17 protein-coding genes are annotated in these 23,788 nt (G+C 50.7%); 2 read left to right on the forward strand and 15 right to left on the reverse strand.

What is annotated here, in order from left to right; translation table 11 throughout:
- Positions 1–44 precede the first annotated feature (44 nt).
- Complete coding sequence (pmbA, locus tag L2713_RS04850; RefSeq protein ID WP_248967134.1) at positions 45–1,388, reverse strand: metalloprotease PmbA; 1,344 nt, start codon at positions 1,386–1,388, stop codon at positions 45–47.
- A 175-nt stretch (positions 1,389–1,563) separates the two neighbouring features.
- Here pmbA and yjgA point away from each other — a divergent pair, with 175 nt between their 5' ends.
- Together yjgA and L2713_RS04860 are read left to right on the forward strand one after the other, a co-directional pair.
- Positions 1,564–2,097 (forward strand): ribosome biogenesis factor YjgA, encoded by a 534-nt coding sequence (gene yjgA, locus L2713_RS04855; protein ID WP_248967135.1) that lies wholly within the window; start codon positions 1,564–1,566, stop codon positions 2,095–2,097.
- 30 nt (positions 2,098–2,127) lie between these two features.
- A complete protein-coding gene (locus L2713_RS04860) occupies positions 2,128–4,641 on the forward strand; it encodes an Ig-like domain-containing protein (RefSeq protein ID WP_248967136.1) in 2,514 nt (837 codons plus the stop codon).
- 53 nt (positions 4,642–4,694) lie between these two features.
- Here the strand turns inward: L2713_RS04860 and L2713_RS04865 are convergent, their stop codons facing one another.
- The 14 genes from L2713_RS04865 to L2713_RS04930 form a co-directional block, all read right to left on the reverse strand.
- The gene (locus tag L2713_RS04865; protein ID WP_248967137.1) at positions 4,695–6,026 is read right to left on the reverse strand and encodes an APC family permease; all 1,332 of its coding nucleotides are present in this window, start codon (positions 6,024–6,026) and stop codon (positions 4,695–4,697) included.
- A gap of 493 nt (positions 6,027–6,519) precedes the next feature.
- Complete coding sequence (locus tag L2713_RS04870) at positions 6,520–6,921, reverse strand: hypothetical protein (protein ID WP_086902227.1); 402 nt, start codon at positions 6,919–6,921, stop codon at positions 6,520–6,522.
- 168 nt (positions 6,922–7,089) lie between these two features.
- On the reverse strand, positions 7,090–8,241 hold the full coding sequence (locus L2713_RS04875; RefSeq protein WP_248967138.1) for an ABC transporter permease: 1,152 nt from the start codon (positions 8,239–8,241) through the stop codon (positions 7,090–7,092).
- Position 8,242: 1 nt separating this feature from the next.
- A complete protein-coding gene (locus L2713_RS04880; RefSeq protein WP_248967218.1) occupies positions 8,243–9,457 on the reverse strand; it encodes an ABC transporter permease in 1,215 nt (404 codons plus the stop codon).
- Between the two features lie 98 nt (positions 9,458–9,555).
- Positions 9,556–10,530 carry an HlyD family secretion protein gene (locus L2713_RS04885; protein WP_248967139.1) on the reverse strand — a complete coding sequence of 325 codons (975 nt, stop codon included), beginning with the start codon at positions 10,528–10,530 and terminating at the stop codon, positions 9,556–9,558.
- Positions 10,520–11,941: a TolC family protein gene (locus L2713_RS04890; RefSeq protein WP_248967140.1), complete on the reverse strand. Its 1,422-nt coding sequence runs from the start codon at positions 11,939–11,941 to the stop codon at positions 10,520–10,522. The genes L2713_RS04885 and L2713_RS04890 overlap by 11 nt, the downstream gene beginning before the upstream one ends.
- Before the next feature lie 110 nt (positions 11,942–12,051).
- Positions 12,052–13,500, reverse strand: coding sequence for a metalloprotease TldD (tldD, locus tag L2713_RS04895; protein WP_248967141.1), 1,449 nt, complete (start codon positions 13,498–13,500; stop codon positions 12,052–12,054).
- 125 nt (positions 13,501–13,625) lie between these two features.
- Positions 13,626–14,474 (reverse strand): carbon-nitrogen hydrolase family protein, encoded by an 849-nt coding sequence (locus tag L2713_RS04900; protein WP_248967142.1) that lies wholly within the window; start codon positions 14,472–14,474, stop codon positions 13,626–13,628.
- Positions 14,398–18,651 (reverse strand): YhdP family protein, encoded by a 4,254-nt coding sequence (locus L2713_RS04905; protein WP_248967143.1) that lies wholly within the window; start codon positions 18,649–18,651, stop codon positions 14,398–14,400. The genes L2713_RS04900 and L2713_RS04905 overlap by 77 nt, the downstream gene beginning before the upstream one ends.
- On the reverse strand, positions 18,651–20,117 hold the full coding sequence (gene rng / locus L2713_RS04910; protein ID WP_049764552.1) for a ribonuclease G: 1,467 nt from the start codon (positions 20,115–20,117) through the stop codon (positions 18,651–18,653). The genes L2713_RS04905 and rng overlap by 1 nt, the downstream gene beginning before the upstream one ends.
- Positions 20,118–20,294: 177 nt before the next feature.
- On the reverse strand, positions 20,295–20,879 hold the full coding sequence (locus L2713_RS04915) for a Maf family protein (RefSeq protein WP_248967144.1): 585 nt from the start codon (positions 20,877–20,879) through the stop codon (positions 20,295–20,297).
- A 2-nt stretch (positions 20,880–20,881) separates the two neighbouring features.
- Complete coding sequence (gene mreD, locus L2713_RS04920; protein ID WP_248967145.1) at positions 20,882–21,370, reverse strand: rod shape-determining protein MreD; 489 nt, start codon at positions 21,368–21,370, stop codon at positions 20,882–20,884.
- Positions 21,370–22,446, reverse strand: a complete 1,077-nt coding sequence (mreC, locus tag L2713_RS04925) for a rod shape-determining protein MreC (RefSeq protein ID WP_248967146.1) — start codon at positions 22,444–22,446, stop codon at positions 21,370–21,372. The genes mreD and mreC overlap by 1 nt, the downstream gene beginning before the upstream one ends.
- 44 nt (positions 22,447–22,490) lie before the next feature.
- On the reverse strand, positions 22,491–23,540 hold the full coding sequence (locus tag L2713_RS04930) for a rod shape-determining protein (RefSeq protein WP_011624203.1): 1,050 nt from the start codon (positions 23,538–23,540) through the stop codon (positions 22,491–22,493).
- Positions 23,541–23,788: the final 248 nt, after the last annotated feature.

The raw sequence follows: 23,788 nt of genomic DNA on the forward strand, positions 1-23,788 counted from the left end.
AACGCTGAACCGTTAGACTGAATGACTCAATTGGGTCAACTCAATCAGTTACCCGCGACCTTCATCTCGGATAATAAGATCCCGCCGGTGCGGATAGACGAACGTAAATCGAAGTCTTTACTGACCGCCTGAATCCCACGGAACATATCCTTCAAGTTGCCCGCGATAGTGATCTCTTCGACGGGGAACTGCACTTCGCCATTTTCGACGTAAAAACCAGCGGCGCCGCGGGAATAATCCCCCGTCACCATATTCACGCCTTGGCCCATCACTTCAGTGACAATCAGGCCAGTGCCCATGCCTTTGACTAGCTCATCGAAACTTTGGCCGGTGTGCGCCAGCGTCCAGTTGTAGATGCCGCCCGCATGGCCTGTGTTGGTTAAGCCTAGTTTGCGCGCCGAATAGCTAGTCAGCAGATAGCTTTCTAACATACCCCGGTCGATGATGCGTCTATCTTGCGTCGCTACACCTTCGCTATCGTAGTTGGCACTGGCAAGCGCGCCCAGCAGATGCGGCTGTTCTTCAATGTTGAACCAATCGGGGAAGATTTGGGTGTGAATCGCATCCAACAGGAAGCTGGATTTACGGTATAAGCTACCACCGCTGATCGCGCCGACTAAATGGCCGATAAGCCCTGTGGCGATTTCAGGCGAAAGCAGAATAGGTAAACGCGAAGTCGCAATTTTACGTGCGCCTAAACGGCTCACTGTCTTTTGTGCGGTTTTCAAGCCAACGGATTCAGGAGATAGCATCTCACTGAATTTACGGGCGATAGTGTAATCGTAATCCCGCTGCATGCTGCCATCTGAGTCTTCACCGATCACGCTGCAACTTAAGCTGTAGCGCGAGCTGCAATAACCATTTAAAAAGCCGTGGCTATTGCCGTAAACCTTGACCGAAGTGTGGGCGTTTGCGCTGGCGCCGTCAGAGTTATTGATGCGCGGATCGGCATCGAGCGCCGCAGTTTCGGCTCGAATCGCCAATTGGGCTAATTCGTCGGGAGAAATCTCTTCAGGATAATAGAGCTTAAGATCGCGGATCTCTGTCGCCATTAAGGCTTTGTCGGCTAAACCGCTAAAGGGGTCGGCAGAGGTGTAACGGGCGATATCGTCCGCCGCTTTCACCGCCAGGGCAATGGCTTCGGGGCTGAGATCGGAAGTCGATGAACTGCCCTTGCAACCATCGCGATAAACCGTAATTCCTAGGGCGCCATCTTTATTAAATTCAACCGTTTCCACTTCTTTTAAGCGGGTTGAAACCGATAATCCCTGTTGTTTACTGATCGCCACTTCGGCGGCATTTGTCCCTAATTTATTGGCATATTCGAGGGCCACGGCAACCGCATCTTTCAGCGCGGTCAATTCACTATCGATTCTGTTCAAAGACACAAAGCTACTCTTTCGTTGTCGGCAATGGCGTTAGCATAACAAACACCCATGCCATTCTCATTATTTATTGCGCGCTTATTTCGTCAATCTCAGCCATGGCGCACGCGCTTTCGTTAGGCGATTTTTGGCGGGAGATGTTATTATTAGGCCGTTATTTAACTGAGGTTTTATCTATATGAAGATTGTTGGTGATTCAGAGCATTTTAAACAACCCTATGACAGTGACGAAGAGTATGTCAGCAAAACCGAGGACAAGCGTGACTGCGAAGCTGCTCAAAAAGTCGGTATGGAATTGGTGTCGCTCAGCAAGACCCAGCTAGATAAAATCGAGCTGGACGAGCACTTGTACGACAGCATCCAGCAAGCCCATAAGATTAAGCCGAAGACCGAAGCCTATCGCCGCCATATGCAATATATCGGTAAGTTGATGCGTCACGTCGATATTGAGCCGATTAAAGCGGCGCTCGCTGTCGTGCTGAACAAAAACAGCAACGAGACAGCTAAGCTGCAAATATTCGAGAAAATGCGCGAGCGTTTACTGAGCCAAGGCGACAGCGAAATTCAAACCTTAGTGGAACATTACCCACAGTTGGACAGACAGAAGCTGCGTACCTTAGTGCGCCAAGCCACAAAAGAGTTGGCAAAAGGCCCTGAGTCCAAATCATCAAAAGAGCTGTTTAAATACCTACGCAGCGAAATCCAAGACTAATTAACTCAGCACCAACAAGGATGTTTGCTTATGCGATTTAGCAACACGTTTTGCAATCTTACTTTGCTTTCTATTGGTTTATTTGGACTTTGGGGCTGTAACGGCCCCTCTGACGAAGACAACGGTGGCACAGATGCCAGCGACGGTATTTACAAACTGTCTATCGACTTTAAAACCTTATCGGGTAGTCAATGCGGCAGTTTTACCTCACTTCAAAGTTTCCCTAAAGACGCAGGTTTTTGTGCTGTCGCCAAGTTAAACAAAGGTTCTGCAAAAGTCAGTAACCAGAGAGTTAACTTTACGACCGACCTTGGGGCGCTAACACCGGAAAGCAAACTCACGGATAGCAATGGTGAAGCCGTTGTTATTGTGAGTAATCCAGATTTGCTTATCAATGCAGGAACGATTACGGCAACCACCACCCCAAGTGATTCCAGCACAGCGCTATCGGCGACTCGCAACTTTGAATTTACAGGCACTATCGACGGCACTGGCGCATCCATCGCCCCAAAACTCAGCGCCAGTATTCAAAGCGGCGCGAATGTAGTGACTCGCTTTAAAGTTGATGAAGCCGTACAACTGCAAGCCATTTTCCTCGATGCCGAGAGTAAAGGCATTGCCGATGCTAAGGTCAGCTTCAGTGCGGGGTCAGCGACCTTAACCCCCACCAGCACGCTAACCGATGAGCAAGGTATTGCTCAGGTCAGTTATACTCCGAGCGCCACCGAATTAGGCGCCAACGCCTTAACGGTAACAGTGGAGTATCAAGGGCAATCGCTACAAAGCAGCAGCTTATATGAAGTACTCAGCAAAGATGCGGTTAACGAAGCCGGCACCTTAAAATTAGGCTCCTTTAATGGCAGCAGTTTTACAGAAGGAAAACTGGCCAGTACGTTAACGGCGCAGGCCGATGGCAGCTATAAAATCAGCGCAGGCGGCAGCTTTGGCGTGACTGCAAGCTTAGTGTTAGAGGCCAGCGATGGCACTGTCACTCGCGTACAGACGCCGTCATCCATCAGTTTCAGCTCTGACTGTACTGCCAGCAATAATGCGAGCTTAGACTCGCCTGTCACGACGCTATCGGGCAATGCCAGCTCGACCTTCCAAGACACCAGTTGCAGTGGGAATAGCGAACGTAACGATCAAATCGTCGCGACCACAGTCGTGGGTAATCAAACGCTGACGGCGAACTTCCCCTTTACGCTTCAACGTCAAACCTTAGCCAGTCTGAGCTTTGAAGCGGCCGAGCCCAACCAAATTCGCATTAAAGGCGCGGGCGGAACTGGGTCGAGCGAATCATCACTGGTGAGCTTTAAAGTCACCAGCGCCAATGGCCAGCCAGCAGCACAGCAAAAGGTTAGTTTTAGTTTAGATACTGTGGTCGGCGGTTTAAGTTTTGCCAATGGCAGCGCCAGCGCTGAGAGCCTGACAAACTCGCAAGGCATTGCGAGTGTACGTGTGCTCTCAGGCACTGTGCCGACCCCAGTTCGCGTGGTCGCCAGCGCAGTGGATGCCGATACCAAGGAAGTAATCACTAGCCAATCTGAGCAATTAACGGTTAATACCGGCCTGCCACAGCAACTTGGCTTTAGTCTTTCGACGACGATATTTAACCCCGAAGCGGGCGATTATGACGGTGAAACCGCGACTATTACTGCCAGACTGTCGGACAGCTTTGGTAACCCAGCGCCCGACAATACTACGGTTAACTTTACGACTGAAGGCGGTGGTATTACATCTTCATGCTTAACACTAGATGGTGCTTGTAGTGTTATTTGGACGTCTAAAAACGCACGCCTCACCGACCACCGTAGTACTATTCTTGCGTATGCCTTAGGTCACGAGACCTTCTTCGATACCAATGGCAATAACATCTTTGATGATGCAGATATCAGCAAAGATATCAATGGCGCGCCAGTGACAGATTTGGCTTGTTTAAATCGTGCGGGCATTGCCACAAAATGTACTGGCAACGGGATGGATATCGAAACCTATCTGCCTAAAGGCTTCAGTGATTTAGGAGATGCCTTCAGGGATGATAATGAAGATGGTATCTGGAATTCAGGCGAAAAATATTTAAATACTCAAAACAGTGGGACTTACCTTGCCGCCGATGGCAAGTTTAACGGCCCTCAATGTGAAGGCAGCCTCTGTGGCACTGGTCAAGCGAATAAAATCTACATTCGTAAGGCATTGGTGCTAAGCATGTCTGGTTCGCAAGCTTATATCAGTGTGCAGCAGGATGGCGTGTTACTCGCAAGCGTTAATGATATTAAACCCGTTGCCGCAGGTAGCGAGTCTGAGTTTGTGGTGTTTGTACATGACAATGCTAAACAAATTATGCCTGCTAAGACTCAAATCGAGCTCTGCGTTGATTGTAACGGTACGCCAGATATCATTGAGGTCGCTAACACTCTCACTGGCAAGAATGGCTTAGGCACACCACTCAGTTTCACCGCCTCTGCGGGGAGTCAAATCAGTGTCGTGACCACTACGCCCAAGCAAGTTAAGACCTCCCTCAGCTTTACAGTGCCGACACTGTAAAAACTAAAAGACCCGCAACTGCGGGTCTTTTACTTTCTAGCTCAATCTATTGGTTAATTCTGTAACTCTACCGCCTTGCGTAAACGCAGGCTTCGCAGTGCCAAGTACAAGACCCCAACTGCTGCCCAAATCAAGCCAAGCTCTAGGGACTGAGGTTCAAGGTTAAGCCACAGCACGCCAATCGTCGCCGCACCGCACAAGGGTAAGACGAAGTACTGAAAGTGGTCTTTCAAGGATTGGTTACGTTTCTCTTTGATATAAAACTGCACTATTACCGACAAGTTCACAAAGGTAAAAGCCACCAGCGCCCCGAAGTTGACCAGCGCCAATGCCATTTCGAGATCGAAGGACACCGCCGAAAGCGCCAGTAACCCCACCAAAATCACGTTAAATGCCGGCGTGCGCCATTTGGGGTGAATATAGCCAAAGCCTTTATTGGGCAGCATATTGTCGCGACCCATCACGTAGAGAATACGTGCCACCCCCGCATGGGCGGCCATGCCCGAGGCCAACACCGCAATGGTGGTTGCCACCAGCACCACTGACTGGAATAAATTACCGCCCACATACAGGGCAATCTCAGGCAGCACAGCATCTAACTGCTGGAAGCGAGAAATATCTGGGAAAAACAGCTGCAAGAAATAGGACACGCTGACAAAAATCACCCCGCCAATCAAAGCAGTTAGCACGATAGCGCGAGGGATGACTCGCTTAGCGTCCTTGGTTTCTTCACTCAAAGAGCTTAAGCCATCGAAACCTAAGAAGGAGAAACACAGAATAGTCGCGCCAGTAAACAGCGGCGCAAGGGTTATCTCTTCGGAATAGAATGGACGCACACTGGCAATCACACCTTCACCTTCGCCAAGGGACAAACTGTGGGCCATTAGACCGATAAACACTAAGATAATGGCTATCTGGGCGAATACGATAACGCCATTAAAATTCGCCACTAAATCTATGCCCCTCAGGTTTAATACCGTCATCACAGCGACTAAACCAAAGATAAAAATCCACGGCTCGACGTTAGGGAACATGGCCGTGAGGTAAATCTTTGCCAGCAACATATTGATCATCGGCATAAACATATAATCGAGCAGCGATGACCAGCCCACCATAAAGCCGACATTCGGGCTAAAGGTTTTTTGCGCATAGGTATAGGCCGAGCCCGCATAGGGATATTTACGCACTAAGTGACCGTAGCTAAAGGCGGTAAACAGGATCCCCGCTAACGCGAGCAGGTAAGAGGTGGCCACATGGCCTGAGGTGATCTCGGAGACAATGCCAAAGGTGTCAAACACGGCCATTGGCGTGAGATAGGCTAATCCCATCACAACCACTTGCCACAGACTAAGGCTTTGCTTTAAGCCAGGATTTTGTTGGCTCATATCCAACCTCCTTTTGCAGCAGGTGGAATTGCAAACGCAACAGATTGATTTACGGCAACTACCGAACATCCGGTAAACAACAGCCCCATTGAATTGTCCTCAGTAAAGTAGGTTCAAACGAACCTCATATCATTTCCGGATGTTTACCGGCCTCAATTGGTTTAAAACCTATACACACAAAAAGAAAATAACCGGGATACTGAATACCCCGGTTATTTTTGCGGCGCGCATTCTCCCCCAAAACAGAGTCGAAGACAACCCAATAAGGGCATTAAGTTGCCTATCTGTGTCGTCTGTACGGTAAAGGGAGCAAAGATATGTAAAAAGCCCCGCGTGTTGAGGCGAACAGCGCGAATAAACTCAACCCTAGTGGCACGCAATGAGGACTTATTGCTTGGAGACTTTTAGCAAAGTGACTTACCCCGGCATGGTCATTATGATGACCATGGGACATATAAAAGATACAGGGGCCATGTAGCGATATGTGGGATGCTTAGAAGTACAGGCTTTCGACGATTTTACCGTTAACCAGCATGTCGCATTTATCGCCAGAGCTGGATTTTGTCGATTGGATCACCCCAGCAATCGCACCAAATGCGCCACCTTGGCTACTCAGCACTGAGCCGAAATAACATTGGCTAGAGATGGTGTAACCCTTGTATTTACCACTGAGGTTTTGGGTTGGTGTGTACGGTGGGAAAGTGCCTTTCATCACTGAGTCGCCATTCACCGACAGTGAAATATTTTTGCGTTCAGTATCGTAGCTACCGCCAAAAACGAGGTTGATACCATCGACTTCAACGGTTTTTTCTTGTGCAACTATGGGAGGTTTAGCGGCGCAGGCGGCCAACAAACAAGTACCCATGGCCAAAGAGAGTAAAGTAATTTTACGCATTTCATCTTCCTTTTGATGCGATAAAAAAATGAAGCAACTGCTTCGAAATTAAACGGCCCCTGTTTAATTTTTTGCCGGACGATTATATCTATATCTGCCTAATATCCAATAACAAATTTAATACAAACATAAAAATCAGTATTCTGTCGGTACGAATAACAGCGCCGCCTAAGATGTACTGGGTTCAGCCAATGCCCGCGCACGACGTTTGATCCCAAAAACCGCAAGACCAAAAAACAGCACAAACAAGCCCCAAAGCTGTAACCATTTTGGCAGCACACTCGCCCAGCTTGCGCCCATTTGGTTCAACTCCAACATCCCCATAATAGCGGGCACCGCAGGGATTATCTGCGAGCCCAGCACCAAAGGCTCAGGGATTAAGGCAATCGGCCAGACAAAGCCGGAGACAAACAGAATCGGCATAGAAATCAACAGCAATACTTGAGTCGGTAGGTCACGGCGGCTAAACAGCGTGCTCATCGCAACCCCAGCCGCCGCCGTCGCCAATAAAAATGGCAGCAACCATAGCGCTACTAAACCAAGACTCGCCTGAATACTCACCTTATACCAGTGGTAGCAATACCCTACATAAAAGCTGGTAAACACCATATAAATCAACATAAAGGCGAGAATACGACCGCAGACTAATTGCAGCGGCGACACCTGCTGCCAATAGCTGCGGCTGCGCCACTGCCCCGCACCGAGGATCCCGGTTCCAATCAACAAGGTTTGATGCAGGATAAGTAAGAAGAGTCCAGGCACCACGTAGGGGGTATAACCTAGGCTAGGGTTAAAGGCGGGCACGCTGTTTAAATGCAGCGAGTTTAGGTTCTGCTCGGCTTCTTTTGGATTTTTCCCCTGCGCGAGCATTCCAATTAATTGCACTTGCTTACCCGCATCCATTCCCGCGCTGACAAGTCCCTCGGCCACCGCCGAATAAATCAAGAAGTAACTGGCATCGCCGCCGTAACTTAAGGTCACGCCCTTGCCCAGCAGCAAGTCGCGGCGAAATCCTTCGGGGATCACCAATAAACCATGGGCTTTGCCGGTTTCGATAAAACGCTTCGCCTCGGTAATGGAGCCCACTTGGCCTATCACTTGGATTTTAGCGCTGGCATCCGCATGGCGAATAAGTTGACGGCTCAGGGAGGAATGATCTAAATCCACCACGATAAGCTGTTGTTCTGTTGGGACTTGGTGCAAGTAAGGCAAAGGGTAGAGCACCGAATAAAACAGCACACCGCCGAATAGGGTCACGGCAATTGCCTTGTCGCTCACAATCGCCTTTAATTCTGTCAGCACTAACTGCCATAAATTCATGTTATTGCCCCTTCGCAGGCAGAGGCGCCACGTGGTGTTCCGCCGCTTCAGCCTGAGCTTTTACCGTCATCGGCAGTAATTTGTGAGCCAAGAGATAAATCAGCGGCAATAAACCGATAAAACCCCAATAACTACTCAATTGCTGCGCCACCGTCGGCCACGCCGCGCCATAACTCACCACGCTCACATGGGACTCAATATAATGGCTCGATGGCATGATGAGTCGCCACCACTGTGCCAATTGCGGCATTTCATGGGTGGGGAAAGTGATCCCCATAAAGGCAAAGGCTGGCGCAAACAGCGCAGTACAAAAACTGATGACCCGCGCGCTATCACGCATCAGCACAAAGATAAACAACACAAGGCTCCACACCGCCAGCAGCATGAACAACTGAGCAAACAGCAGCAGCGCTAAACTACCCGCAAAAGGCAAAGCCAAATACAGATATAACCAAGCGAGGATAAACCCACCTTGGAGCATCAATATCGGGGTAAACAACAGGATTTTAGCTAACACCTTAGGCCAAAAATGCTCAGTCAATCGATTGGAGATCCCCTCCTCTGACTGCGCGGCATTAAGGTGCAACTCGCGATTTAAGCTGTTGGCCATCACCAACATAGATAACAACTGCCACAGTGCGACCAATACCGGCGGCACTAAAAAACCTATGTAGTTATTGTTACGGTTAAACAGTGCGGTCGTTTGGCTTTTCACTGGGCTTAAGTTCACCGCCACTTGGGATTTTGGCGTACCCGTCATCAGCTGCTTAAGGCCTGCGACCTGCAACAACCCATCGCCTAGACTCAACTGAATTTGACTCGACAACAGCTTACCCACCAGTAAAAACTGGCTGTTGTAACGCACATCGATTGTTGGTTTATGACCGGTGAGTAAATCCTTTTTCATATCATGGGGAAACACCACCACGGCATAGACCTGCGCCTGCTGCATAGCCGCAACAGCCGAAGGGAGATCGGTAAAACTTCGCGGCTCGGTGACAGGGTTGGCTTTGAGTTGACGGGTCAACATTCGGCTCAGCTGGCTGTGGTCTTGGTCAACAATCGCCACGGGTAATTGCCGAGGTAATCCAGCACTAAATAACCACCAGAGACATAAGATGCCCAGCAGCGGGATGTAACTGATCAGGGCCAGTTGCCAAGGATCGCGCCATAGCGCCCTAAGCTCGCGGCGCACGAGTGCCACTAACTGCGCCAGCAAGCCAGAAGAGACAGGATGCGCCGCATTCTGAGCCCCATTCAACGGCTTAGGCTCGCTCACATGCGTTTGCTCGCTCGGTGACTTGGCCACTGTCGTTACTCAGCACTGAGCAAAACAGACATACCGACACGCAGATCGGGGATCGGCGCAATTGGGCGCAGCTCTACCTCGAAGGTGCGCATATCGAAATCGTGGCCACTTTCGGTTGAACGCCAAGTCGCAAAGTCGCCCATCACACTAATATGGGTAACGGTAAACTCCACGGTTTTATCCAGCGCAGGAATAGTTAATGGCAGTTTGTCGCCCTTTTTAAAGCGTTTGAGTTGGTCCTCACGCACTTGGAATACCGCCCAAGCGTCCTGCATGTCGACAAGGCTGACCACTGGGAAGCCGCTCGGTGCTAACTCTCCCGCTTGCAACAATACTTCGCTAATTTCCCCAGACTTAGGCGCACGCATTTGGCTATCGGCCATAATGGCACTGACTTCTTTCACCGCGCCCTCGGCCATACGAGCATTACCCGCTGCAGCGGCTTTGGTTTCGACCCGCGCACCTTCTTCGGCCATTTGATACATGGCTAAGGCAGCTTGCTCTGTGTACTTGGCCGCTTGCCACTGAGTAAAGGCTTCATCGCGTTTTTGTCTTGCGGCAACCCCTTCGTTGAAGAGATTTTCCACTCGGGTATAGGTGGTTTTCGCCAGCGTTGCCGCCGCTTGCGCCTTGAGCCATTGCTCTTTAGCCGCCATTACCTCTTGGGTGCGGGCGCCGTTATTCGCCTCCTGTTGCAGGGCTTTGGCCGCATCTCGGCCGCCTTCAGCCTGCATCAACTTGGCATCGAGCTCTGGACTATGAATGGCAAATAACAAATCGCCTTCGCTGACGCTATCGCCACGGCGCACAAGGACCTGCTCGACACGCCCTGGCACTTTGGATGATACGTTATATTCACGGGCTTCGATTTGCCCCTGTAACAGGCTCGGCGCTGGGCTGTAAGCCAGTTTGAGTCCATAGGCTAAGATAAGGCCTAATGCGACCAACGCCGTTAGGGCAAGGATTCTGTTAGCGCGCATTGATAATCTCCTGCGATTGAGCGCCTGTGGCACTGCGACCGATAAATTCATCTAATTGACCACTGATGGCCATTAATCTGGCATAGGCTTGCACATAGCGATAACTGGCGCCAAGCTGCTGAGTTTTAACGGCGCTCAGTTTTAATTCGGCATCGACCCTGTCGATAGAAGTGGACAGCCCTTGGTTAAAGGCGATTTCCCTTAAACGCAGGTTTTCACTCGCCAGTTCGAGTGAGGTATTCAGTGCCTTGACCTCTTCCTCGGCCTGCAATAACTGGCGATAACTTTGGTCGAGCAGCAAACTTAAGTCCTGTCGGGTCTGCGCCTTAGTGTAACGGGCTTGCAGCAAGGCACTCTTAGCCGCTTCCACTTTACCACTGCGACCATCACGGCTTAGCAAGGGCACTTTTACGCCGACCCCCACCATCCAGTCCGGCTCCACCTTAGAAAATAAGCTGTCATCTTCGTATAAGGTGTAATTACCAAAGAGGAACACAGTCGGGTGATATTTGCCTTTCTCTAAGGAAACCAAGCCATTCGCCTGCGCTTCTTTAGCCTCGAGCAGTTTAAGTGCGGGATGTTGGCTCAGGGTCACTTGGGTCAAATCCCCCAATGAAGGTGCCTGCGGCAACACAAATAGGGGTGAGTTAGTGCTGACATCGCTCTGCTGCAACATGCGCGATAGGGCGATCACGGCCATTTCATGTTGACGACGGGCGCTGCCTAAATTGACCTTAGCGTTATCTAAGGCCACTTGAGCATTCAGGCGCTCGACCTTAGCAATTTGCCCTTCGCGCTCCAGCGCTAGCGCGTGGTCAACATGCTTAGTTAAGGAGACCACCAGCTCGGTTTGGGTGCTGACGAGGGATTGAGTCACATCGACGGCATAATAACGGTCAACCAACTGAGTGAATAAGTCGCGGGTCGCTAACTGTAATTCCTGTTGCTTCTCGGCCACCATGGCGGCATGAATACCTTGCGCCGCGGTGATCTGGCCGCCGGTATAAATCGGCCACATCGCCTGTAAGCTGGCGCGGAAAATATCTTGCTCGGTAAAGGGCGTGACAAATAATGAACCCGGAATACTCGCCAAGGCGCCGCCGAGTGCGGGTGGCAAGGTCGCAGGGTCAAGCGAAGCTAAGGGATTAAGATCCCTTAAATCTAATTCAATTGGTTTTTCGAGGTGGGTATAACTGCCATTCAGGCTGAGGGACGGCAGATTTAAACTCTCGCCAGCCTCTTGCTCGCCCTTGGCGCGATTCACCTCTTGGGATTGGGCCTGGAGTTTATCGCTCACCTTAAGCACTTGCTGCCAAGCCTCAGTAAAGCTACTAGGCTGGGCATTGGCCGCTAACGGCAATAGCGAGGGCAAAGGCAATAAACACAGCCATGCCAAACGTGATAGTTTCATTAACACCTCTAGAGTAGTTACTCTAATTTCCTTTGCGAATGATAACATCCATCATGGAAGGCGGCTAGAACCCACCGCCTTAAGTGCTGCCTAGACAGTAAACAAGCGGGTTATGCCGTACCTCCAACGGTTAAACGGTCAAGTTTGAGGGTCGGTTGACCGACACCCACAGGTACGCTTTGACCATCCTTACCACACACACCAACGCCCTTATCTAGGGCCATGTCGTTACCCACCATGGAGATCTGACTCATGGCCTCTGGGCCATTACCAATCAGGGTAGCGCCCTTAATCGCTTGAGTCACTTCACCATTTTCAATCAGATAGGCTTCAGAAGCGGAGAACACGAACTTGCCCGAGGTGATATCCACCTGACCGCCGCCAAAGTTAGGCGCATAAATGCCCTTCTTCACCGACTTGATGATCTCGCTCGGATCAGACTCGCCCGCCGTCATATAAGTGTTGGTCATGCGAGGCATAGGCAGATGCGCATAGGATTCACGGCGGCCATTCCCCGTCGGCGCCACGCCCATCAGGCGAGCATTTAATTTATCTTGTATGTAGCCTTTAAGAATACCGTCTTCGATTAACACGGTTCTCTGGGTTTGTACGCCTTCATCGTCGATGCTCAGTGAACCACGGCGATTCGCAAGCGTGCCATCGTCCACCACAGTCACCAGTTTCGAAGCTACTTGTTCGCCGACCATGCCACTAAAGGCGCTGCTGCCCTTGCGGTTAAAGTCACCTTCTAGGCCATGACCCACGGCCTCGTGCAATAACACGCCCGGCCAACCATTACCGAGCACCACAGGCATCTCTCCGGCTGGCGCATCGATGGCATTGAGGTTGACTTGCGCCTGACGAACCGCTTCACGGGCGAAGGCAAAGCACATAGGTAAACCGGTTTCATCCGTCACCATAAACACGCTGTAATCGTGACGACCACCGCCACCGGCGCTGCCACGTTCACGCTTGCCATTTTCTTCTAAAATAACGCTGCAATTAAAGCGTACTAGCGGGCGAATATCGGCGGCCAAAGTACCGTCACTGGCGGCAACCAGAATTTCTTCGTGCACACCCGCTAGGCTAATGACCACTTGGATAATGCGGCTGTCGAGGCTACGAATATAGGCATCGGCCTCTTTCAGTAGATTGATTTTTTTCACTTCTTCCATGGCGGCGATAGGGTCGAGACTATCGTACAGCGCCAAGGCTTGTCGACGTTTGAAAGCCTGCACCTTGGCCTGCTCACCCGCCCCAGCAATACCACGCGCCGCCTCGGCCGCAGCGCTTAAAGCCGCTGGCGTAATATCATCGGCATAGGCAAAACCGGTTTTCTCGCCGCTGATGGCACGCACACCGACGCCGCGTTCGATATGGAAGCTACCATCTTTAATAATGCCATCTTCGAGCACCCAAGATTCGTGGCGACTACCTTGGAAATAGAGATCGGAAAAATCGACTTTATGTTGATGTATGGTGTTTAAATAACTCTGTAACCCATCGAGGGCTAAGCCACCCTTTAATAAACTTTGCTCTACTTGTGCTAAAAAAGGCATCGCGGTTCTCTCTGAAAGCTTGGCTAAAATTGGCAACTCACTCATTTTTAAAATAACTTAAATTCGCTGTGAGTCTATTTCATCTAAATCTGTTGAAGGCTTAATCTGTTGAAGGCTTAATCTGTTCAAGGTTTAAGGTTCGGTGCAGTAAAGCGATTATGTTGCGCCACGGGCATTTTACTGCGGATGCTGTGCACCTCGGCCACATCGATATCGGCATGCACCCAACCTGTACCGGTTTTCTGCTCGGCAATCACCTCGCCCCAAGGACCTATTACCGTGCTCTGCCCCCAGGTCTCGCGACTGCCTTCGTTATGGGCGCCCCATTGGGCGGCGGCTAAAATAAAGCATTGGGTTTCAATGGCTCTGGCCTGTAATAACACCTGCCAATGGGCTTCTCCCGTGACCTTAGTAAAGGCCGAAGGCACGGTAATAATCTCGGCTCCCGCGAGGCGCAGCGCCCTGAATAAATCCGGAAAGCGTAAATCATAACAGATGGTCAAGCCAATTTTGCCAAACGGGGTGTCGATGACGCTGATATGATTGCCGGGGCAGAAGGTTTCACTCTCGCGGTATTGCTTAGTGCCGTCGGCCACATCCACGTCAAACAGATGCAGTTTATCGTATTGCCCTAAGGTATCACCTTTATCATCAAACAGATAACAACGGCTGTAGACGCGCCCATCCTCCGCCAGCGCAGGGATGGTTCCCGCCACCATATACACGTAGTAACGGGCGGCTAAGGCACTTAAGGCCGATTTTAACGGGCTAAGATGACTGTCGCCGGCATAGGCGAGTTGCTGACTCTCATGGCCACCAAACAGCAGGCTGCATTCTGGCAGCACCACTAAATGAGGGGCATCTTTATCCCATTGCAGACGCTGACGGGTTAATTCCTCAAGCTGCGATTCGATAAACAACAGATTCGCGCTGACGTCGCGACTGCTCTGACATTGCAACAGGCTGATGCGCATGACTATCTCCTTGAATTGTGTTTATCGAAAATACTACCTTAGTGCTCAAAGGCTTAGGCTGTTCGGGTTCGGCTTTGGGCGGCTCTGCAGGTTCGACCTTGGGGAGAATCGGCGCTTGCGGCGATGCTTCTTCCTCAACCGCTTTTACTGGTTCCACTTTAGGTTTATCAGCATCTGGCGCAGGCTGCTCATTGTTTTTTTCAGGCTCGACGGGCGGTGTAGCCTCTGTTTTAGTTGGAGCGCTATTCTTGATGGGCACCGCATCAGCCTTAGGCTCAGCGCCCTCGGTAGGCACTGGCAATTCGCCTCCCACCATAGGCAGAATCGACTCGGGGATCTCAATCTCTTTGCTCTTACGTTCGAGTTCTTCCACCACAGGGTCGGACATAGTACCTGTCACTCGGAAGCGGATTTCCGAAATCACCTCAATCACAGGTTCGAGCACTTTGGTCAGTGCAAATGCACCAAGCCCCAACGTCCACGCACTGGTACTGAGCAGCACCACGGTCGGCACACTCGACGCCAATTGCGGCACAAATCGGATATCGTAGTTTAAGCTTTCGCTGGTCAGATCCGTATAGCCGCGCACCTTCATATTGCCCGCAATTGCATCCATTTCGGTATCCGTGGTTTTAACCACACCATTATCAATTTGAAGATTACCGCTAAAGGAATTGAAGTACATGCCCTGGCCGAACACATCACTGAAATCTAAGGATAACTTACGCACCAAGGAGTCGAGGCTGAACAGGGAGAAAATCCGCGCGCCCTTATCGCTCACTTGGGATAAGTGCCCCTTACCCAGCTCAAACTTCACCTTGCCGTTTAAGGTATCGAGGGAAAACGCATAGGGCGCCCCCTGCCAAGCTAGCTCGGCATTCACCTTCAAAGGCGCCTCATTCACACCCGGGTCTATGCCCAATTGCTGACTCAAATAATTAAACTGGCTGGCGTTTAAACTCACCGTTAATTCTGTCTGGTTTTGACCATTCTGCTGCTGCCAAATGCCGTTACCCTGTAAAGACACTTCAGGCGTCGTCAATGACAGGGTTTGAATTCGATAGCCCGAAGCTTGTGGGCTCGCCTGCAGCACCAGCTTGCCAAAGGGTTTATCGAAGAAACGAAAATCTTCCACATTCACGGCAACCGGCGGTAAATTGGTCAGCACCTCGTCCGCGGCGAAATCGCCTTCCCCCTCGGGTTTTACTTCGGGGGAGAAATAAAACTTACTAGCGGTGACTTTTAATCCTTGGGTCATCCAGTTGGGATAAAAATCGACCCAGCCTTCAAACTCGCTGGCCTTAGCATCGAAGCGCCAACCATGTTCGTTCGGCTTAGCATTTAATCTGAGCTCGGTCAGCCCTTGTCCTAATAAATCAAACTTGCCGATATTGGCGTCTATCCCAACCACCGAAGGAAACAAGGCGGAGTGGCTCGCCTCTTCGACTAAAATGCCTGCGCGGGGAGGCTTGTTGTCTGTGCCGACAAAGGCATTAATTACCGGCAGCCAATTGGCAAGCTTGCCGCTGGTCACATCAATCTTGATATGCCCAAGCTCGGTATTGGGCACCTCGGCCGCATCGAAGAGTCGGCCCAATAACAAGTCAAAATAGCTGAATTGAGTGCCCTTTTCGGCCTCGAAGCCACCGATAAATTCGGCCTGTTTATCCAGTTTTACGCTTAGCGTCGCCGTTTGCTGATCGCCAGAAAACACCGCCATTAAGGGTCTAGGCTCATCTTCGGGTTTGGCAAAGGCACCTGGCAATGTCAGAGTCGCGCCGACGAGATCGGAGCCGACATTGGCCTGAATTTGATAGCCTTGATCGTCGAACACCATATTCAAGTTGCCACCCCAAGCGACTTTACCTTGGTAAAATTCACTCAAGGGATTTTGCAGCTCTTGTGGTAATCGGCTGAGATCCCAACGGCTCTTCATATCTACATTGAGCGCAAAGTCTTTGCCTTCGGGTTTAGTGGCAAAACTGAACTCGAAGGGCTGCTCAAATAAGCGGGATTTAATGCCTTTGCCTTCAACAATCTCATTCGCAAACTGCACTGTGCCCGTCACAGCCTTGAGCTGTAACCCGGGCTGGGCAATAAATACGGGCGTATTTTCAAAGGCAATTTGCCCACGGATATCCTCGGCCTCACCCTCGTACAAGGGAATGCTGATATCTAAATTCCCCGTCACCGCGCCCTGCACTTGCACAACGCTTAAGGTCTTGCCCACAGTATCGGCGAGCGGTGATGCCTGCAACACTTGGGTGGCGGCGCTACCATTGGTCGCAAGATCGGCCTGAATTTTTAACAGCGAATGCTCGCCTAATTCGGGGATAAACACATGGGCACCATCGGCCACCACATTCATCAATTTGCCTTGGTTAACCCAGATATCCATACGGGCATTTTCAAATAAGGCATCGAGAGAAAGCTCAGTCACCGCTGGCCAATCGGGTTGAAATTGATACTCGGCGTTATCTAAGGTAAAGGCCGCTTGGAAGACCCCGCTATTATCCTCAAAGGGAAAATGCGCTAAGGCGCCCTGCCATAATACCTGCGCATTTTGGCTCTGGCCTGCCTTGATAGCGCCATCCAAATACTCCACCAACGCCTCGCCCATGGCTTTGACGGGGAAGTATCTGTCCGCATTGGCGGCATTTTTAACGGCCACATTAGCGGCGAGTGACATGCTGGCTTCGGCGCTAAAATCCAGTTTTAGGGCGGCGGAAACACCAATATCCTCGTTTTCGAGCTGAACCTCAGGCACGGATAAGGTGGCCCTTTGGGTATCGAAGGCGCCCGTTAACGCCGCGCCATGCAGCACTAGAGGGGCTGAAAATTGATCGCCAAAATCGAGGGTATAGGTCTGTTCAGGCAGCGAAAACACTAAGCTGTCATTCTGCCATTGCAATGCTAAATCTAGAGGATTGGTGTTAGGTATGCCTTCGGCTTTCTGCCAACGCAATTGCTTGATATACGTACTGGCCAGCAAGGGTTGCTTGGCGCTTTGATAGAGGCGAATCGGCCCAATACTGCCTTCGGGTGCCAGCTGAAACCATTGCTTAAGGACGGCTAAATCGACGCCCGGAAATAATGGCAAGAGTGGGAATAGGGTCGGTAAATCCAAGCGACTCACATAGGCATAAAAAGCATCGTCTTGCTGCTTGGCCGCAAGCTTAAGGTCAGGCCAATGCTCGCCATTGGTCACAAAATCCAAATCCGCACTGCGGATCTCCCAGCCTGTTTCCTTAGGTAGCCAGCTAATGCTGCCGGACTGGATTTCAAACTTTTGCGGCTCACCTTCCATCGACCATTGCAGCCAACTAGGTTCAAACTGCACTAAGCCCGCGCTGATGCTACGATGGGCAAAATCAAACCACGCCTTGAGATTGACCACCCCTTCTAAGGGTAACTTCTTGCTTGGATCATAGGGATTAGGTTGACGCGATGCCCATTCGCCCAAATCTAAGGACTGGGCCGCAAGATAGATTTGCCCCTTCAACGTATCAGGCGCAGTTGCGTCCCCCTGAAGATCGAGTTGCAAACCCAGCGACTCATTTACCATGGCATTATTATCGAGGTAAATTTCCCCCGCGCCGCGGTGGCGCTCACCACTATTACGCCAATTAAGGTGGCGAATGTGGATGGGTCGATATTCATGCTGCAAGCTCAACAGCTGCACCGAGGCATCCGTCAGCGAGAAACGTTCAAGCTGCTTTAGGAGTAATTTATATAACCAATCGGTTTGCGAAGTTTGATTGGCCGCGCCCTGCGCCTTATTACCCGATAATTTGTCGATATCGAGGGCAATATGAACACCATCGAAATTCACATCTTCGATGCGTGGGCTGGTCGTCAGTAGCGATTGCCAAAAATCCAATTTAATTTGAACGTTCTTGACCAGCACAGTGACGGGGAGTTTTTCCTGCGGCGGGATCACCAGATTATCAACCGTCACGGCCGGGCCAAAGGCTTGCCACTGGGCGGATAACTCACCGACTTGCACATCAATTTGATATTCGCTTTTTACATACTCAACTAACTGCTGACGCACACCGTCGACTTGGGGCAATAAGCCGCGGATCAAGCTTACCGTCAGGGCAAACAAGACTAAGATCAGCGCCAGTAATTGCCAGCAAAAACGGCTTAGTTTTTTCGCAGTAAAAAGCGTTGCCACTACATCATCACCACGTCGTATTTATGCTGGGAATACATGGGCTCATTTTGCAGGCGAATGCGTTTACCTATGTAGACCTCAAGCTCAGCGACCAGATGACTTTCATCGCCACTTAAGCTGTTATACACAGCGGGCGAGCAGTAAAGCAAAAACTCATCGGCGTCATAGGCTCGATTCAAGCGGATGATTTCGCGGAAGATTTCGTAGGAAACCGTTTCAACCGTCTTCATGCTACCCGTGCTCTGACAGGCAGGGCATTCACCGCACAGCACATGCTCCAAGCTTTCTCGGGTGCGCTTACGGGTCATTTCGACTAACCCCAGACCCGAGAAGCCACTGACATTCGTCTTGACTCTGTCTTTAGCGAGCGCGCTATTTAAGCTATTGAGTACCCGCGTTTTATGCTCGTCACTCAGCATATCGATAAAGTCGATAATGATGATGCCGCCGAGATTACGTAGCCGCAGTTGCCGCGCAATCGCTTGGGTCGCTTCGAGGTTAGTGTTGAAGATGGTTTCTTCAAGATTACGGTGGCCGACAAAGGCACCAGTGTTGATATCGACCGTGGTCATGGCCTCGGTCTGATCGATAATCAGATAGCCACCCGATTTGAGTTCGACCTTGCGACCCAGGGCGCGCTGGATTTCATTCTCCACATCGTAGAGATCGAAAATTGGTGCCGGCCCTGAGTAGTGCTCAATCTTGTCGGCGATTTCCGGCATAAACTCTTGGGCGAAGGCTTGCAGCTCGGCAAAAGTGCGGCGCGAATCGACTTGAATTCTATCGAGCTCGGTTCCGACAAAGTCGCGCACAATCCGCACCGGCAAGGCGAGGTCTTGATACAAGAGTGCCACGCCACGGCGCTGACGACGCTCGGAGACCTTAGACCATACCCGACGCAGGAAGGCCGCATCCTGAGCAAGTTCATCTTCACCTACGCCTTCGGCGGCGGTGCGGATAATAAAGCCGCCGTCTTCATCGACGAAAGGCAGAGTGATTTTCTTAAGACGACTGCGCTCTTCTTCCTGCTCAATCCGCTGGGACACCCCAACATGGCTTGAGCCGGGCATAAATACCAGATAACGGGAAGGCAGGGTGATATCTGTGGTCAGGCGCGCACCTTTAGTGCCGAGCGGATCTTTTACCACCTGCACCATAATATCTTGCCCTTGGCGAACCAACTCGGCGATATCACGGACTACAAAATGGCCTTTTTCCACATCGGCCACGCATTCGGTGTGCGGCACTATGTCGGAGGCATGTAAAAATGCGGCTTTATCTAAGCCAATATCCACAAAGGCGGCTTGCATGCCGGGCAACACACGGCTGATTTTGCCCTTGTAAATATTGCCCACTAGACCGCGCTTCATGCGCCTCTCGATATGGACTTCTTGCAGCACGCCATGCTCAACCAGAGCTACACGTGCCTCAGATGGGGTTACGTTAATCAGTAATTCTGAACCCATCTTGCGCTGAACTTTATTCGGATTTAAGCGACCGGTATTCACGACTCACCCCATTAGGGAAATTAAATTAATCTCAGTATGTGTTAAGCCTGAAAACCTATATCACAGAAGTTTGTCTAGCGGATACTCAACTAAGGCCTCATATTGCGCCCGTTAACGAGTCGCTTAATCCATGGATTAGCCTATGCCCGCCTCGGATAACAGCTCGCGGGTTTCCACTAAGGGCAGGCCCACGACGCAGGAGTAACTCCCCTCAATGGATTCGACAAAACAACCGCCCAAACCTTGGATCCCATAGCTGCCCGCCTTATCCATTGGCTCCTGTGAGGCAACGTAGGCATCGATGTCGGCGTCCGTCAGCACGCAAAAACGCACTAATGTTTCGACTAAACGTACAGAGGTTTGGTCAGTCATAGCTAAGGCGACAGCTGTCATCACAGTGTGCGCCTTACCCGAAAGTGCGCGCAGTACCCGCTTGGCATCGGCCTCATCTACAGGCTTACCTAATATTTCGTTTTCAAGCACGACGATAGTATCAGAACCTAATACAGCTGGCTGTGACATGCCTGAGCATAATGCAAGCCCTGCCTGGGCTTTTTCGGCCGCGAGGCGCTGAACATAGTCGCGTGGTAACTCACCTGTCCTCGGGGTTTCGTCGATATCCGGTGCCACTTGGGTAAAGCTAAACTCGGCGCGGCCTAAACCTATGTGGGTCAATAACTCTTTACGGCGCGGCGAGGTTGAGGCTAAAACTAAATTCACGGCTAACGAACCTTATAATGACGTCGAATTCGACGCAAAATCCAAAAAATCCATGGCCAAAATGCCAGCCCCGATAGTGCGGGTAAGAACAGATCCGTATGGAACTTAGCACCATCCATCACAAACTCGACCCAGTAGATGATCAGGTGATAGATGACGATCAGCACCATCACCACCAGCGACTGTTGCCACTTAGGGAAGTTACGTAAACGCTGGCAATGCAAAATCGCAATATAAATCACCAGCGACATGGCGAGCGAGCGCACGCCTAAGGTGGCGCCGAGTAGAATATCGAGGGCTAATCCCATCAGCCAGGCCGTGAGAATGTTATATCTGTGGGGCAGCGCAATTGACCAATAAATTAAGACCATCAATAGCCAATCGGGACGCCAGGCATCGACAATCGAAGGCAGCGGCATAATCTGACTCAAGAGCCCGACAAAGAGGGTCAGCCATACCACGAGTCTGCCATTAGCAGCTTGTAAACTCATTAGTGCACCTCGGCTGGCGGTTGAGTGGTGGCAGCATTCGATGCACCATTAGCATTGCTTGGCGTCGCACCAGTATTAGGCACTGTCGTATTAGGAGCAGTGGTATTAGGTGCAGTGGTATTAGGTGCTGAGGTATTAGGCACGCTCGCATTAGCAGCCGCGCCTTGAGGATTAGCACTGCCAGTGCCGGCATCGGGCTTAGCTTCTTCCGCAGGATGATCTGCCGCGGGTACAGAGAGTTGGTTCGGTAAAGTCACGCCAGAATCTGGGGATGGCCAAATCAACAGCAGATAACGAATCCTATCGAGCGCCGCTAACGGCTGAGCCGTGACACGCGCATAGCTCTGACCATCTTCGGTTAAGACTTCCATGACCCTCGCCACCGGATAACCTTCAGGGAAACGATTACCAAGACCTGAGGTCACTAATAAATCGCCAACGCGAATATCGGTACTCTTGGCCACATGGCGCAGTTCAATCTCATCGAGCTCACCAGTACCGTTAGCCACTAAGCGCACATCGTTACGGGTAATTCGCACGGGTAAACCGTGGGACACATCGGAGAGCAAGAGCACACGGCTGGTCATCTCACTGACCTGTACAACCTGGCCGACGACGCCCTGAGCATCAACAACGGGTTGACCGACAAATACCCCACTTCGCGAGCCGTGATTAAGTACAACATAATGATGGGAAGGATCGCTGGCGACCTCCATCACTTCGGCCACCATCTTGCGGGAATCCTGATAGGCAGGCGACCCCAACAGGGCGCGTAAACGCTCGTTTTCCTGACGCAGATGCTCGAAACGCTGCAGACGCTCACTCATTAATAATTGCTGCCTTAACAACTCTTTATTTTGCAATGCCAGCATATTACGGGTAGCAAAACTCTCCGATGACCAATCGAGGATCGCACTGGGCACACTCGCAAGGTATTGGATAGGACTTAAGGCAGATGAAAGGGATTCACGGGCAGGCTCGAGACGGTGATTTGCGGCGAGCAAAATCACCGACAGGATAATTGCCAGTGTTAAACGGAACTGGTTCGAAATACCACGAACAAAAATAGGCTTCATAAGAAAGCTAAGGCGGTGATTAACCGCCCCATACCGAAGTTAGATTAGGTTTCTTCGGAGAACAGATCGCCGCCGTGCATATCAATCATTTCAAGGGCTTTACCACCACCACGCGCTACGCAGGTCAGAGGATCGTCCGCCACCATGACTGGAATTCCAGTTTCTTGCATCAATAAACGGTCTAAATCACGCAGTAAGGCACCACCACCGGTTAATACCATGCCGCGCTCAGAGATATCAGACGCTAATTCTGGCGGCGATTGCTCTAATGCCACCATGACTGCACTCACAATGCCTGATAATGGCTCTTGCAGTGCTTCTAAAATTTCGTTGCTGTTCAGCGTGAAACTACGAGGTACACCTTCGGCCAAGTTACGACCGCGGACTTCAATCTCTAATACTTCATCGCCTGGGTAAGCAGTACCGATAGTGTGCTTGATGCGCTCAGCCGTTGCTTCACCAATCAAGCTGCCGTAGTTACGGCGTACATAGTTGATGATGGCATCATCAAACTTGTCACCGCCGATACGTACAGAAGAGGAATACACCACACCGTTCAAGGAGATAATCGCGACTTCAGTGGTACCACCACCGATGTCCACAACCATAGAACCTGTGGCTTCAGATACAGGTAAACCCGCACCAATTGCTGCGGCCATTGGCTCTTCAATCAAATAGACTTCACGGGCACCTGCGCCCATGGCTGACTCGCGAATCGCACGGCGTTCAACTTGGGTTGCACCAACAGGAACACAGACTAAAACACGTGGGCTTGGACGAAAAAAGCTGTTGTTATGCACTTGTTTAATAAAGTGCTGCAACATTTTCTCTGTCACATAAAAGTCGGCAATCACACCGTCTTTCATCGGACGGATTGCTTGGATATTGCCTGGGGTACGGCCTAACATTTGTTTGGCTTCTGTACCGACAGCGGCAACAGACTTCTGACCAGAACTACTACGCTCACCACGTATAGCAACAACAGAAGGCTCATTGAGGACTATGCCTTCATCACGAACATAAATTAAGGTGTTAGCTGTACCCAAATCGATCGATAGATCATTAGAAAAAATGCCACGCAGCTTCTTGAACATGTAACTAGCCTGTATTCTGTGGAGTCAGAAGAAAAGAAAAATCAGCTAACTTTATCAATGCCACCCTGATTCCACAAGACCGTTGAGGTTAACAATCGCTAATGGAGTGATTTTTTTTCAAATGTGCCGCTCAAAAACACTATTTAATCGAAAAAAGCGCTTTATTGATGAAAAATCCAACAGTTAAAAACCACTCTCAATACAAGTTAGCAACATTAGTAAAACCTGTTTCTTGCATTTTTCCTCTG

Origin of the sequence: Shewanella seohaensis (assembly GCF_023283775.1) — a bacterium.
Classification (GTDB): Bacteria; Pseudomonadota; Gammaproteobacteria; order Enterobacterales; family Shewanellaceae; genus Shewanella; species Shewanella seohaensis.

Excerpts from the sequence above, each read along its gene's own strand:
- L2713_RS04875 (WP_248967138.1), bottom strand. The coding sequence starts at position 8,241 with ATGAATTTATGGCAGTTAGTGCTGACAGAATTAAAGGCGATTGTGAGC.
- L2713_RS04890 (WP_248967140.1), bottom strand. The coding sequence starts at position 11,941 with ATGAAACTATCACGTTTGGCATGGCTGTGTTTATTGCCTTTGCCCTCG.
- mreC (WP_248967146.1), bottom strand. The coding sequence starts at position 22,446 with ATGAAGCCTATTTTTGTTCGTGGTATTTCGAACCAGTTCCGTTTAACA.
- yjgA (WP_248967135.1), top strand. The coding sequence starts at position 1,564 with ATGAAGATTGTTGGTGATTCAGAGCATTTTAAACAACCCTATGACAGT.
- L2713_RS04900 (WP_248967142.1), bottom strand. The coding sequence starts at position 14,474 with ATGCGCATCAGCCTGTTGCAATGTCAGAGCAGTCGCGACGTCAGCGCG.
- L2713_RS04870 (WP_086902227.1), bottom strand. The coding sequence starts at position 6,921 with ATGCGTAAAATTACTTTACTCTCTTTGGCCATGGGTACTTGTTTGTTG.
- L2713_RS04860 (WP_248967136.1), top strand. The coding sequence starts at position 2,128 with ATGCGATTTAGCAACACGTTTTGCAATCTTACTTTGCTTTCTATTGGT.
- L2713_RS04930 (WP_011624203.1), bottom strand. The coding sequence starts at position 23,540 with ATGTTCAAGAAGCTGCGTGGCATTTTTTCTAATGATCTATCGATCGAT.
- tldD (WP_248967141.1), bottom strand. The coding sequence starts at position 13,500 with ATGCCTTTTTTAGCACAAGTAGAGCAAAGTTTATTAAAGGGTGGCTTA.
- L2713_RS04865 (WP_248967137.1), bottom strand. The coding sequence starts at position 6,026 with ATGAGCCAACAAAATCCTGGCTTAAAGCAAAGCCTTAGTCTGTGGCAA.
- mreD (WP_248967145.1), bottom strand. The coding sequence starts at position 21,370 with ATGAGTTTACAAGCTGCTAATGGCAGACTCGTGGTATGGCTGACCCTC.
- L2713_RS04885 (WP_248967139.1), bottom strand. The coding sequence starts at position 10,530 with ATGCGCGCTAACAGAATCCTTGCCCTAACGGCGTTGGTCGCATTAGGC.
- rng (WP_049764552.1), bottom strand. The coding sequence starts at position 20,117 with ATGGGTTCAGAATTACTGATTAACGTAACCCCATCTGAGGCACGTGTA.